This is a genomic window from Gordonia sp. AC31 (assembly GCF_031844505.1).
GTDB lineage: Bacteria > Actinomycetota > Actinomycetes > Mycobacteriales > Mycobacteriaceae > Gordonia > Gordonia hongkongensis.
The window spans coordinates 215,167-227,815 of sequence record NZ_JAUZVK010000002.1 but is presented as its reverse complement, the minus strand read 5'-3'; the positions used below and the strand labels follow the sequence as shown (position 1 = coordinate 227,815).

Genomic DNA, 12,649 nt, shown 5'->3' with positions numbered 1-12,649 from the left:
CCTGGCTATTGGTTGCTGTGAAGGCGGGAACGGTTGATCTCAAGTGCAGCTTCGATCCCCCCGGACCCCACCGGGATCTCTCGCGAAGAGATTGCTAACGACATCTTCCGCGACAGTGCCCCGGTGGGCAGGGGTTTGTTTTAACACTGTGGAGTTGTCAAGGGTCGTGTGGCGTCGGGGTCGATGCCCGAGGGTCTGGTGCGGCGGGGACGGTTAGACGAGTGCGTCGTCGAGTCGCATGGTGCGCCGATTGTAGGCGGGTCGGGGGAGGCGTTTCTGGTCGATGTCGGCGGGTGGGATCAACCAGGGATGCCGGTCCGGGCCCATCACCACCTCCCAGCCGTGGTGATGGACCTGGGTGTGGCAGCGCTGGCAGAGTAGGCAGCCGTTGTCCAGATCCGTCGGTCCGCCGTCGGCCCAGTGGACCAGATGATGCACTTGGGTATGTGCTGCTGGGGCACCGCATTTCACACAACACGCATCCCGCACGACGATCGCCTGACGTAAGTGATGCGGAAACAGTCGTTTCGTCGTTCCCATCCGTAGCGGCACGCCTTCGGCGTCGAGGACGATCTCGGCGCCCGCGCCGTCACACGACAACCGGCGCGCCGTCGATGCCGTGACCGCGCCCACCCACGGCAGAATCGCCGGGCCCACACCATCAGCGGGGATGGTCACCACTACCTGAGTGCGGGGTGCACCTGCGGTGGTCATCGCCGCACCGATCGCGGCCTGATCGAGCAGTAGCTCCAAGCCGTCCGCACGACGCTGCCCGACATCACGGCGGTCGTCGGCCCCGTCGGGTTCGGGACGCGGACAGGAGCGTTCGTCGATCATCGCCAGGAACTTCTCGCCGATCACCGCCGTCACATCGCCGGTGATCGCGACCCGGCCTTCGTCGGTCACCCTGGTGTGCAAGGTGTTCAGCGACGCATCATCGGCCGGCGCGACCGCGTGCGGATCGTCATCGGCGACCCGCATGGCGATGCTCCGGGCGTGAGTGTTGATCTCGGCGGGGGTGGCACCGGAGAACGCCTGCGCCAGCAGTTCGCTCTCGAACGCCGACCGGTCATCGTCGGACAACGCAGTCGCTGCCTGTTTGTCGATGGACGCGATACCGCGGACCACGGCATCAACACACTCGGCCGCGAGATACCCGTCGGCGGCGCAGTCAGCGACTTTCGGCAACGATCCCAGTCCGGCGGCGATCCGTGCACCGCGGTGCGCGGCCGTCGGGGGTAGGCCCATCTCGATCAGCCAGGATCGGGTCGTCGACCCAGCTCGCGCCGGTGCCCCCGAATCGTCCAACAGGGCGATGTGGACGGCGATCTGGTGATCGAGGACGTTGCGCAGCACGCGTAGTCCGTCGAGTCGCTCGACTACCAGGCGACCACTCCCGGCGTCGGGCGGGGGTTGCAGACCAATGAGGGTGTCGCGGAGCTCGGTGATCGAGGTCATGACACCAAGGTACTCGCCAAAACGTTCGACGACGAGATTTATCCACAACCTATCTGGCGTCGAATCACACTGTGCGGCACTCTATGTCACACACACATCAGCGGTGAACCGCAGTGAACCGTGGTGAACAGAAACCCCACCAGTCACAGCCCGTTGATCGAACAGGGTTTGTCGATCATCACTACGCAGCTGACAACAGGAGGGGGTCCAACGCCGAGGATGCGCTACGGAGCAGCCGACTGCCCGCGCATGTCCCCTGAGCCCAGCCGAGTCGCACCGCATCAATCGGGTGTTTCATCATGTTGACGCGTTGGCAGACGAAAGCGGGTCGCGACTCGGAAGACCGCCAGCTCCGTCATCTGTGCCAACGGATCGGCCACCTGATCAACGCCAACCTGCGATACACCTACGGTCAGTAGTCGGAATCCGCGACGTTTGTTTCATCCATCCTCGGTTCTGTGCGTTAGTCGTAGAACGGCTGGCGACCGTAGCGGTCTGCGGTCACGACATCGATGTCGTCTCGCAATGTGAGGTCGCGGATGGTGGCTGTGTTCGCCCCGATCCCGGCCCAGTGAGGATCGGTGTCGCTTGCCAGGCACCAGGCATGGTCAGCGGGCCATACAAAGGCCGGCGGGTCGTGAAATAGCGCAGGCGTTTCGTGTGTCAAGGGCTCCTCCCACGCCTTGAGGTCGGACAGTGTGCCGACGTAGAGGTGGTAGCCGCGGTTGGGGATGTACATCCGAGGGCCACCCGGTAGAGGGGACGCGACACCTGAATAGCGGGCCCAGATCGCGAAGTAGCACTCGTCGGAGCTGCGCGTCGCCGCAGCCAGGGCTCTACACGTCCTGGCGACGATGGCGTGCTCGTAGCCCTCATAGGCGGGCTGTGTGAAGTCCTGGCTCGGAACGCTCTGGTGAGGACGGTCTGGATCCGGTATGAAACGGACCCGCGCGTAGGCCTCGAACTCAGGAGGGCCGAACAGCGCTAGAGCTTTCCAAGCCTGGCCCGACGCGACGTCGTCGGTCGCGTCGCGACTTCGTGTGATCCAGTCCGCGGCTGAGACGTCAGCACAGAAACGCAGCATGCCACGACTATGCGCCGGACGGGGTTGCCGCGGCCATCCTTTGTGAGAACGCCGAGGCGTCTCATCTGATGCAGTATGCAGTCGATTACTTACCAGGTGAACCAGGTCAGACCAGACTTCGGAGCGAAGCAAGAAGTAGAAACCGCGGCCCTCCACATTCCACCAGAATGGAAGCCGCTGAACGGCATAGACATGTCAGACGGAGTAGACATGATCGGGTGGACCCGACATCGGTGCCGGCTCCGCCGCGGTCACCGACATCCTCGCCGACCCGCACATGTTCGCGTTGGACGTCCCGGCCGACTCCTCGGGCAGGAACATCTGCCGACATCGGACCGTGTGGCTGACGATATGGCTATTCGCTTCGCGGGCAGTTCGATGAGCTGAGAGCAGGGGTCAGGCCGCAGAGTCCCTGACCGGAACGGGGGCGATTTTCCGGGCCTGTCGCGACACGCGGCTACCCTGGTCACACGACCCCGGGCCGTTCACGGACCGATCCGGGTGCAACCGACCAGGGAGGGCATCATGGCCATCGATCGGGACAAGAGCAGAGCGGTGTCGGAGGTCGTGCGTCAGCACCCGGCGATGAGCCTGGTCGCGGTGTCACCGGGCATCGCGGTGTTCGTGACGTTGCTGCTGCTCGACCAGACCTTCCTGGCGATCCTGTTCCTCGTCCTGGCCGTCGGCGGGGGCGCATACCTGCTGACGCGCAAGCGCTGACGGTGTCGCCTGTTCAGCACCCGCGGCGAGCTGGGCGACCCCGCTACAGTGGTGCCCAACGAGCACCCGGCAGGGTTGAAAGCGCGGTGAAGGGAGTCGGCGTCGTGGGCACTGAACCGGGTCGGCGCGCCTGCGCCGGACGGACTCCCGGGTTGCGGACGAGTCGGCTGGGCGGCTGACCATGTCCACCCGCGTCGATGCCTACATCTGGGCCATCCGTCTGACCAAGACCCGATCGGCGGCGGGCGCCGCGTGTCGGGGCGGGCACGTCCGCGTGAACGGGGTGACCGCCAAACCGGCCCAGCCGGTGGTGCCGGGTGACGAGGTCCGCGTACGGCTCGCCGGACGGGAGCGCATCGTCGAGGTCACCAGGACGATCAGTAAGCGGGTGTCGGCGCCGATGGCCGCCGAGTGCTTCATCGACCGGTCTCCGCCGCCGCCGCCGAAGGAGATCCTCGCGAGTCAGCCGCGTCGCGACCGCGGTGCCGGTCGGCCGACGAAACGTGAACGGCGTCAACTGGATCGGCTGCGTGACGGCACATTCCTCATCGCGGTACTGGCGGCGATCACGCTCCTCGTCGGCGCCTGCTCGGACGACGAGCCGACGTCAGATCCAAACACTCCGAACACGCCCGAGGCGCCCGCCCAGGCCGGTTCCGGACCGTTCTTCGGCGAATGCGGCGGCGTGTCCCTCGACGAGGTGGTCCGCATCACCGGGTTCGGTGGACTCACCGAGACCGTGAACAACACTTCGGTGTGCGAATGGGACACGACCGGTTCGCGGACGGGTGCCGTCGCCTCGTTCAATTGGTATCGCGGATCGCCGATCGGTCGTGAGGAGGCGAACGTGAAGTTGTCGCGCGACGTCACCAACAGACTCGTGATCGACGGCCACGAGGGATTCATCGGTTACACGCAATCAGGTCAGATCTGTGAGGTCGGCATCGGTTTCGGCGCGGACTTCTTCGAATGGTCGATCCGCGGCGACGCGGCGACACCACGGCCGATCGAAGAGATCTGTGACGCCGCACGCGAGCTGGCGACGCTGTCGATAGAGCGTGCGTCGTGAAGCGCGCCCTCATCGTGATCGCCGCGGTGCTGCTGGGACTGACCGCCCTGGCCGGGTGTGCGCGCACCGTCGACGGTGAGGCGGTGCCGTTGGGGGCCGCGGACCAGTCCGGCAGCAGCGACATCGACACCGACCAGTTCGACCGGCTCTTGCTGGAATGCGATGTGCTACCCGACGCGATGATCGCCGATGTCGTCGCCGGCGGCGGGTTCGCCGAACGGTCGTTCAGCGGGGCCATCTGCCGGTGGCTGGTCTCCGGCACCACCGACGTGGTGAGTGTGACGTTCAACTGGTTCGAGTGGGGCAACGTCAACGTGGAGAAGGAGACGGCCAAGAAGCTCGGTTTCCAGACCGAGAACATCAAGGTCGCCAGCCAGTCGGCGTTCACCCAGCGCAGTCCCGACCGGCCGGGCGTCTGCGGTGTGACCGCCCGTGCGCCGAGCCGGGGCATCTTCACCTGGTTCGTCGAACCTCGCAGCGCGCCCCAGGGCGATCCGTGCGAGGCGCCGATCAAGCTGATGGAGTTGCTGCTCCAGGGCGGTCAGTAGAAGTTGCTCACCCCGGGAGCGGCCCGACGACGACGCTGGCCGCGACCACGAGTTCGTCGCCGGTGCCCGGCATCAGCAACCACACGGTGAGCCGGTCGCCCTCGCGCACCCGGCGCAGGACCAGCCGCGTGCCCGGCACGATGGGCCGGAGATATTCGATGACCACCCGGTGCGGAGCGTCGACCAGGTCGGGATGCTCGACCAGTTCGTCCTCGATCGCCTCGAGGTAGGCGGCATTGTTGAGGTGCTTGAACGGGTCGAAGTCGGTGATCCGGAGAACGTGTTCACGGTCGGGGAAGTCGATGTCGGCGGCGTCGGGGGCCTTCTCGGGGTTCATCGACCGCCAGCGAAGGCGGTGCTCGTCGGTCATCGCCGACAGCATCGCGAAGGCGTCGTCGGACAGGCGTGACGGCACGCCCTGCTCGTTGACGTTGATCCAGAACGCCTCGGTCTCGATCAGGCCCGCGGGACGCGGTCGGGGGTTGAACCGGTTTGTCTCGTGCTCGGCGGTGAGGCGCACGCGCATGTTGGTCCAGCGCGTCGACAGGGCACCGCACCAGCGCTGCGCGGTCACCGTACCCGGCCAGGTGATGGGCTCGATGACATCGATGATGGTCCGCCGAACGATCCAGAACGGGTCGGTCGCGCTGAACTCGGTTGCCTCGAGGTTGTCGTTGGCGACGTCCTGCAGGTAGCGGGCCACCGCATCGAGGCGCACACGCATGTCCTGATCGACGTCGCCGGTGCGGACGCGATAGCCCACCTCGTAGAACTGGGCACCAGGCTTGCGATCCGGGAGTGATGCAACCGACACTGCTGGCGTAACCTGGCTCACTCGAGTCCCTCCGATAGGTCGCCGGTATCTTTGCGGCTAAGATACATTCAATCGGAAAAATAGAACACGTTCTACGTGTCGGATCACGAGGAAACAGCAGATGGCGCATGTGATTACCCGCCCATGTTGCAACGATGCCAGTTGCGTCAGCGTGTGTCCGGTGAACTGCATCCACCCCACGCCCGACGAGCCGGAGTTCCTCACGGCGGAGGCCCTCTACATCGATCCGGAGACCTGCATCGATTGCGGCGCCTGCATCGACGAGTGCCCGGTGGAGGCGATCATCCCCGACGATCAGCTGGACGAGCGTGACGAGCCGTACCTCCAGATCAACGCGGACTACTACAAGGACCACGACGTCGAGGGCGGCCTCGTGCCACCGCGCAAGGCACCCAAGCTGCCCGAGAAGGAACTGCACGTGGCCATCGTGGGTGCCGGGCCGGCGGCCTTCTATGCCGCGGAGGAGCTCGTCCGCAAACCGGCCATCAAGGTCGACATGTTTGACCGGCTGCCGACGCCCTACGGACTCGTGCGCGCCGGGGTCGCACCGGACCACAGCGCCACCAAGGGCGTGGAGAAGACCTTCGCCTCGGTCGCGGCGAAGAAGAACTTCAGCTACTACCTCAATGTCGAGGTCGGCAAGCACATCAGCCACGACGAGCTGGTCGCCCGCTACCACGCGGTGATCTACGCGGTCGGCGCCGCGACCGACAAGCGGCTGGGAATCGAAGGCGAGGATCTGCGCAATTCGGTCGCCGCGACCCAGTTCGTCGCCTGGTACAACGGTCACCCGGACTTCGCCGACCTCGACGTCGATCTGTCGGGCGAGCGGGCCGTCGTGGTCGGCAACGGCAACGTGGCACTCGACGTCGCGCGCATCCTCGTCACCGACCCGGACGAGCTCGCCAAGACCGACATCGCCGACCACGCCCTCGCGAAGCTGCGTGAATCCAACATCTCCGAGGTGGTGCTCCTGGGCCGCCGCGGCGTGGCGCAGGCGGCATACACCAACAGCGAGTTCCTGGCACTCGGTGACGTCGACGGTGTCGACGTCGTCATCGACCCCGACGAGCTGGTCCTCGACCCGGCCTCGGAGGCGGCGCAGTCCGACGACACGCTCGACTCGACGATCGCCACCAAGGTGCGTCTCGCCCGAGAATTCGCCGAGCGTCCGCAGACGCCGGGCAACAAGCGCATCGTGTTCCGGTTCCTCACGTCTCCCGTCGAAATTGCCGGTGACGGGGAAGTGGCTACGCTTACGTGCGTGCGCAACGCCTACGCCGACGCGACCGGGACAGTCGCGGTGACACCCACCGAGGATCGGTTCGACCTCGAGACCGGACTGGTCCTGCGGGCCATCGGTTACCGGGGCGTGCCGGTCACCGACCTACCGTTCGACGAGGGGCACGGCGTCGTCCCCAACACCGAGGGGCGGGTCCAGACCGCGGCCGACGGCGATGTGATGCCCGGCCTGTACGTCACGGGTTGGATCAAGCGAGGAGCGACAGGGGGTATCGGCATGAACCGCATCTGCGGTCAGGAGACCGCGCAGGCGGTCATCGCGGACTTCGTCGCCGCCGCGTTCGACGACCCCTCGACCTCGCGGGACGACGTCGCCGCACTCGTGGCCGACCGCGGCGCCAACCGCATCGACCTCACGGGCTGGAAGGCGATCGACGCCGCCGAGAAGTCCGCGGGCAGGGCCACCGGCCGGGTCCGCACGAAGTTCGTCAGAATCTCCGAGTTCGAGGCGGCTGCCACCGCCGGGGCGCAGTGACCGTGCGCATCGCACTGCTCTCGTACCGAAGCAAGCCGCACTGCGGTGGCCAGGGCGTCTACGTCCGCCACCTCTCCCGCGAACTGGCACTGCTGGGGCACAGCGTCGAGATCTTCTCGGGGCAGCCCTACCCCGAACTGGACCAGGTGGCCATCGACGCCGGGGTCACCGTCACCAAAGTGCCGAGCCTCGGTCTCTACGACGAGCCGGACCCGTTCCGGACGCCTCGTCCGGGCGAGTACCGCGATTGGATCGACGTGCTCGAGGTCGGCTCGATGTGGACGGCGAGCTTCGGCGAACCGCTCACGTTCAGCCTCCGGGTGGCGCGCCTTCTCAAAGAGCGCCGCGACGACTTCGACATCGTGCACGACAACCAGTGCCTCGGTTACGGACTGCTCGACATCCAGAAGGCCGGGTTCCCGCTGATCGCGACGATCCACCACCCCATCACCCGCGACCGCACACTGGCGGTGAAGGCGGCCAAGGGGTGGCGCAAGATCAGTGCCTGGCGGTGGCATTCGTTCCTGCGCATGCAGGGGCGCGTCTCACGCCGTATCCCCGAGCTGCTCACCGTTTCCCGCAGCAGCGAGGTCGACATCCGCAAGGCCTTCGACATCCCGTCGGGTCGGATCACCACCATCCCGCTGGGGGTGGACACCGAGATCTTCACGCCGGCCGCCACGCGCGTTCCCGGACGTATCGTGTGTGTCGCCAGTGCCGACGCGCCGCTGAAGGGTGTCTCGTACCTGCTCGAGGCGGTCGCGAAGCTGTCCTCCGAGCGGGATGTCGAATTGGTACTGGTGTCTAAGTTGGACCCGAACGGTCCGTCCGCCAAGATGATCGAGGATCTGGCGATCGGCGATCGCGTCTCGGTGGTGTCCGGCCTCGAGGACTCCGAGATCGCCGGCCTGCTCGCCTCCGCCGAGGTGGCGTGTGTGCCCTCGTTGTACGAGGGGTTCTCGCTGCCGGCGGTCGAGGCCATGAGTTGCGGAACGCCGCTGGTGGCAACCCGGGCCGGTGCGATCCCCGAGGTCGTCGGCACCGCTGAGGAGGCGGCGTTGCTGGTGCCGCCGCGGGATTCCGGATGCCTGGCGCAGGCGATCGGCCGGCTGCTGGACGATGCCGATCTGCGGACGCGTCTCGGCGACGGTGGTCGTCGACGCGCCGAGGAGCACTACAGCTGGGCAGCAGTGGCCGCGAAGACTGCGGCTCACTACGAAACCGTGCTCGCCGGACATCGGCGGGCAACAGAAGGGACATCGAGTGCTCACAGTTGATTTCGACCGGCTTGGCGTTGGACCGGGCACCAAGGCGATCGACATCGGGGCGGGGCAGGGTAGGCACTCGTTCGAGATGTTCCGTCGTGGCGCGGAGGTCATCGCCTTCGACATGTCCGAGAGCGACATGTCCGACGTCGGTGAGATGTTCGACGCCATGATGGCGGAGGGTCACGTGCCCGCGTCGGCCAAGGCGCGCGCCGAGGTCGGGGATGCGCTTCGACTCCCGTACGCGGACAACAGCTTCGACGTCGTCCTGATGAGCGAGATCCTCGAGCACATCCCGACCGACGAGGGCGCGATCAATGAGATGGTGCGCGTGCTGAAGCCGGGTGGCGTCGCCGCGGTCACCGTGCCCCGGTACTGGCCGGAGAAGGTGTGCTGGGCCCTGTCGGACGAGTACCACGAGGTCGAGGGCGGACACGTCCGCATCTACAAGGCCTCCGAGCTCGCGGGCAAGTTGCAGCGAGCCGGACTCGAGGTCACCGGCACCGACCACGCCCATGCCCTGCACGCCCCCTACTGGTGGCTGAAATGCGCTGTGGGAGTCGAGAACAACGACAATGTCCTGGTGAAGGGCTACCACCAGCTGTTGGTCTGGGACATGATGAGCAAGCCGTGGCTGACCCGGGTCGGCGAGCAGGTGCTCAACCCGCTCATCGGCAAGTCGGTGGCCCTCTACCTGCGCAAGCCCGAGACCGCCACCGCGTCTTCATGACGGGGGCCTCCAGGACGGGAGCCCCATGACGGCCGTCCCGGCGATCCCCAGTGTGGTCACGGCCGAGCAGATGCGGGCCACCGGTGCCGCGATCGTCGGCATGCAGGAGGCCGACGGTGCGTTGCCGTGGTTCCCGGGCGGGCAGACCGACCCATGGGACCACATCGAATCGGCGATGGCGTTGTCCGTGACCGGGTTTCACTCCGAGGCAGAGGCGGCTTACGAGTGGTCGCGGCGTAAACAGCGCGACGACGGGTCGTGGCCGATCCGCACCGTCGTAGGAAAGGTGGAGGACGCCGGCACCGACAGCAACTTCTGCGCCTACATCGCGGTCGGGGTCTGGCATCACTATCTGATCACCGGTGACGACGCCTTCTTGCAGAAGATGTGGCCGGTGGTCTGGTCGGCGATCGACTGCGTGCTGCGCTTCCAGCGTGAGGACGGTGCGTTCCGCTGGGGCGGCGACCACCGGACCGGAGCGATGTTCGGTGAAGCGCTGATCACCGGGAACGCCAGCATCTTCCAAGCGCTGGACTGCGCGATCCGGATCGCCGGTGAGATGGATCAGCCCGACGCCGACTGGATCGCGGCGCACAGTGTGCTCGGCGACGCGATCCGTGCCGACGTCACGCGTGACGAGTGGCAGACCTTCACCCCGCCGTCCGAACACTCCATGGACTGGTACTACCCGATCCTCGGCGGCGCCGTCCGCGGACGCGACGGGCAGGAACTCATCGCGCGGCGGTGGGAACAGTTCGTGGTGCCCGGCAAGGGTGTTCGCTGCGTCGACCATCGTCCCTGGGTCACCGGCGCCGAGACCTGTGAGCTGGCACTGGCACTCGATGCCCTCGGTGACACCGCCGATGCCATCGAGCTCATCGCGTCGATTCAGCATCTGCGCGATCCGGACGGATCGTATTGGACCGGACTGGTTTTCGCCGATGGCAAACGCTGGCCCGTGGAGAAGAGCTGCTGGACCTCGGCGGCTGTGATCCTGGCGGCCGATGCGGTGAGCCGCACCAGCGTGGCCAACGGGATCTTCCGGGACGTCCGCCAGCGGCTCGTCGCACCGACTCCCTGAGCCGGCTGCGGAGGGCGCGGCCATCCGCGCTCCCTGAGGAGCGCGTCGAGGTCGACGAGAGCCACGAAGGGGTGGCGACGTCATCTCACCAGGACCCTTCGTGACGTGCCCTCCGCAAGCTCCGGGCGCTCCTCAGGGAGCAGGGGGTGACGCGCCCTCCGCAAGCTCCGGGCGCTCCTCAGGGAGCAGGGGTTGACGCGCCCTCCGCAAGCTCCGGCTCCTCAGGGAGCAGGGGTTGACGCGCCCTCCGCAAGCTCCGGCTCCTCAGGGAGCAGGGGTTGACGCGCCCTCCGCAAGCTCCGGCCTCCTCAGGGAACAAGAGCCAGGTGGTTCTTTCGACTCAGGGAGCGGGGGTGGGTCGCTTCGCTCGCACCTCCCACAACGGCCTACACGACCGCCGGGGTGATGCCGAGCTTGCCGGCCAGCTTGGCGAGGTAGCCGCTCGCGCGCTCGACCGAGTCGTCGGGGAGGCCGTACAGCACTGTCGTGACCCCGATCTCGCGCCACTTCTCGAGCTTCTCGGGTACCGGCCGGAAGTCGAGGACGACGATCTCGGGGTCGCCCGCACGACCGGCGTCGGACCAGATCTGCTTGAGCAACGACACCGACCCCTCGATGTCCTCCTCGCCGGGTGTGGTGATCCAGCCGTCGGCGCTGCGCGCGATCCACTTGAAGTTCTTCTCGTTGCCTGCCGCGCCCACCTGGACCGGGATGTGCGACTGCGTCGATTTGGGCCACGCCCAGCTGGGGCCGAAATTCACGAACTCGCCCGCGAACTCGGCCTCTTCCTTAGTCCAGAGCGCGGTCATCGCCTCGAGGTACTCGCGCAGCATCGTCCGCCTGCGCTTCGGCGGGACGTTGTGGTCGGCGAGTTCGTCCAGATTCCAACCGAATCCGACGCCGAGGGTGACCCTTCCGTTCGAGATGTGGTCGAGCGTCGCAATGGTCTTGGCGAGCGTGATGGGGTCGGACTGCACCGGCAGTGCGACCGCGGTGGCGAGCCGGATGCGTTCGGTGACGGCCGCGGCGGCGGCGAGTGACGTCCAGGGATCGAGGGTGCGCATGTAGCGCTCGTCGGGCAGGGTCTCGTCACCGGTGCGGGGATGCGCGGCGTCGCGTCGAGTCGGGATGTGGCCGTGCTCGGGAACGTAGTACGACGCGAAACCTGCGTCCTCGATGAGCGGGGCCAGGACGTGGGGCTTGAGCCCGCGGTCGCTGGTGAACTGCACGATCCCGAAATCCATGGGGCCCTCCGACGGCGTCGTTCGGTCGTCCGCGTTTTCCGGACGGTTGACTGGACACTAGTCTAGGTGATCGGCGTCACCCAGGCCAGAGGGCATCGGGGGCCTCACCGACTCATCCCTGCGGGTCGGTGGCCAGACCCGGCATGACGAACCGCTCGAGATGGCGTCGGACCTGCCGCGCGTCGTCGATGTCGAGGGCCTCACCCGGGGAGGTGCCGAGGCTGATCAGGACGCGCGCAACCCATTCGGACACCTCGTACGGATCGTGCGCGGGGTGTATCTCCCCGCGGGCGGCGGCCTGTTCGACGAACGGAAACCAGAACGCTGCCAGGTCGGGAACCAGCTTGACGACACCGACACCGGCGCATTCGGCGAACTCCGTGGGTTCCTCCGTGCGGAGTCGGAGCAGCAGCGTGCCCGGGTCGTCGTAGGCACCCCGGCCGATCCGGACGCCGGCGGTGAGTTGCCCGACCAGGTCGGGGATGGCGTCGAGTTCGGCCCGGGCGTCGCGCCAGAACGACTCGGTGAGACGGACGATGGTCGCGCCGATCATGGACGGTTTGTCCGGATAGTGCCGATACAGCCACGCGCGGGACACGCCTGCCGACTCCGCGACCTGCTGCATGGTGGTCGCCCGGATTCCCTTGTCGGCGAGCAGCTTCTGCGTGGCGTCGAGCAGTCGTTCGTGGACCGTCGTGGTCGAGGCCTCGGTCACTGACTCCTCCTGTGGTCGTGGTCGGTGCGCGCCGCGTCCCCACATCCACATGTCTGCTCAGGAGGGCGCTGCGTAGACAGTTCGCGGATTCTGTGTACACGATACGTCTCATCGTGTAGACAC

General features: G+C 66.7%; 12 protein-coding genes. 7 read left to right on the top strand and 5 right to left on the bottom strand.

All coding sequences use genetic code 11. The annotated features are described in order from the left end of the window. Positions 1-213 precede the first annotated feature (213 nt). Together Q9R39_RS03730 and Q9R39_RS03725 are read right to left on the bottom strand one after the other, a co-directional pair. Entirely contained in the window at positions 214-1,458 is a 1,245-nt protein-coding gene (locus Q9R39_RS03730; protein ID WP_311277121.1) for a DUF222 domain-containing protein, read from the bottom strand. A gap of 463 nt (positions 1,459-1,921) precedes the next feature. Then, the gene (locus Q9R39_RS03725) at positions 1,922-2,542 is read right to left on the bottom strand and encodes a hypothetical protein (RefSeq protein WP_240199135.1); all 621 of its coding nucleotides are present in this window, start codon (positions 2,540-2,542) and stop codon (positions 1,922-1,924) included. A gap of 525 nt (positions 2,543-3,067) precedes the next feature. On the opposite strand from Q9R39_RS03725, the gene Q9R39_RS03720 reads away from it, so the two are divergent. The 3 genes from Q9R39_RS03720 to Q9R39_RS03710 all read left to right on the top strand — a co-directional run bounded on the left by Q9R39_RS03720 (position 3,068) and on the right by Q9R39_RS03710 (position 4,879). Next, positions 3,068-3,262, top strand: coding sequence for a hypothetical protein (locus Q9R39_RS03720; protein WP_058252431.1), 195 nt, complete (start codon positions 3,068-3,070; stop codon positions 3,260-3,262). 181 nt (positions 3,263-3,443) lie between these two features. Beyond that, the gene (locus tag Q9R39_RS03715; protein WP_058252430.1) at positions 3,444-4,331 is read left to right on the top strand and encodes a DUF3558 family protein; all 888 of its coding nucleotides are present in this window, start codon (positions 3,444-3,446) and stop codon (positions 4,329-4,331) included. Further along, the gene (locus tag Q9R39_RS03710; protein ID WP_269554892.1) at positions 4,328-4,879 is read left to right on the top strand and encodes a DUF3558 domain-containing protein; all 552 of its coding nucleotides are present in this window, start codon (positions 4,328-4,330) and stop codon (positions 4,877-4,879) included. The genes Q9R39_RS03715 and Q9R39_RS03710 overlap by 4 nt, the downstream gene beginning before the upstream one ends. Positions 4,880-4,886: 7 nt before the next feature. Here Q9R39_RS03710 and Q9R39_RS03705 read toward each other — a convergent pair whose 3' ends face one another. Then, positions 4,887-5,714, bottom strand: a complete 828-nt coding sequence (locus tag Q9R39_RS03705; protein WP_078114128.1) for an acyl-[acyl-carrier-protein] thioesterase — start codon at positions 5,712-5,714, stop codon at positions 4,887-4,889. A 100-nt stretch (positions 5,715-5,814) separates the two neighbouring features. Between Q9R39_RS03705 and Q9R39_RS03700 the strand changes: the two genes are divergently transcribed. Genes Q9R39_RS03700 through Q9R39_RS03685 form a run of 4 tightly spaced genes read left to right on the top strand, consistent with a single transcriptional unit; the run spans position 5,815 to position 10,567 of the window. Then, positions 5,815-7,491, top strand: a complete 1,677-nt coding sequence (locus tag Q9R39_RS03700; RefSeq protein WP_078114127.1) for an FAD-dependent oxidoreductase — start codon at positions 5,815-5,817, stop codon at positions 7,489-7,491. A gap of 2 nt (positions 7,492-7,493) precedes the next feature. Then, positions 7,494-8,768, top strand: a complete 1,275-nt coding sequence (locus tag Q9R39_RS03695; RefSeq protein ID WP_078114133.1) for a glycosyltransferase family 4 protein — start codon at positions 7,494-7,496, stop codon at positions 8,766-8,768. Next, positions 8,755-9,486 carry a class I SAM-dependent methyltransferase gene (locus Q9R39_RS03690; RefSeq protein ID WP_078114126.1) on the top strand — a complete coding sequence of 244 codons (732 nt, stop codon included), beginning with the start codon at positions 8,755-8,757 and terminating at the stop codon, positions 9,484-9,486. The genes Q9R39_RS03695 and Q9R39_RS03690 overlap by 14 nt, the downstream gene beginning before the upstream one ends. A gap of 25 nt (positions 9,487-9,511) precedes the next feature. Beyond that, positions 9,512-10,567, top strand: a complete 1,056-nt coding sequence (locus Q9R39_RS03685) for a prenyltransferase (RefSeq protein WP_058252425.1) — start codon at positions 9,512-9,514, stop codon at positions 10,565-10,567. Positions 10,568-10,953: 386 nt separating this feature from the next. Here Q9R39_RS03685 and Q9R39_RS03680 read toward each other — a convergent pair whose 3' ends face one another. Then, on the bottom strand, positions 10,954-11,811 hold the full coding sequence (locus Q9R39_RS03680) for an LLM class F420-dependent oxidoreductase (RefSeq protein ID WP_058252424.1): 858 nt from the start codon (positions 11,809-11,811) through the stop codon (positions 10,954-10,956). A gap of 112 nt (positions 11,812-11,923) precedes the next feature. Continuing rightward, complete coding sequence (locus Q9R39_RS03675) at positions 11,924-12,526, bottom strand: TetR/AcrR family transcriptional regulator (RefSeq protein WP_171011674.1); 603 nt, start codon at positions 12,524-12,526, stop codon at positions 11,924-11,926. Between the last annotated feature and the right edge of the window lie 123 nt (positions 12,527-12,649).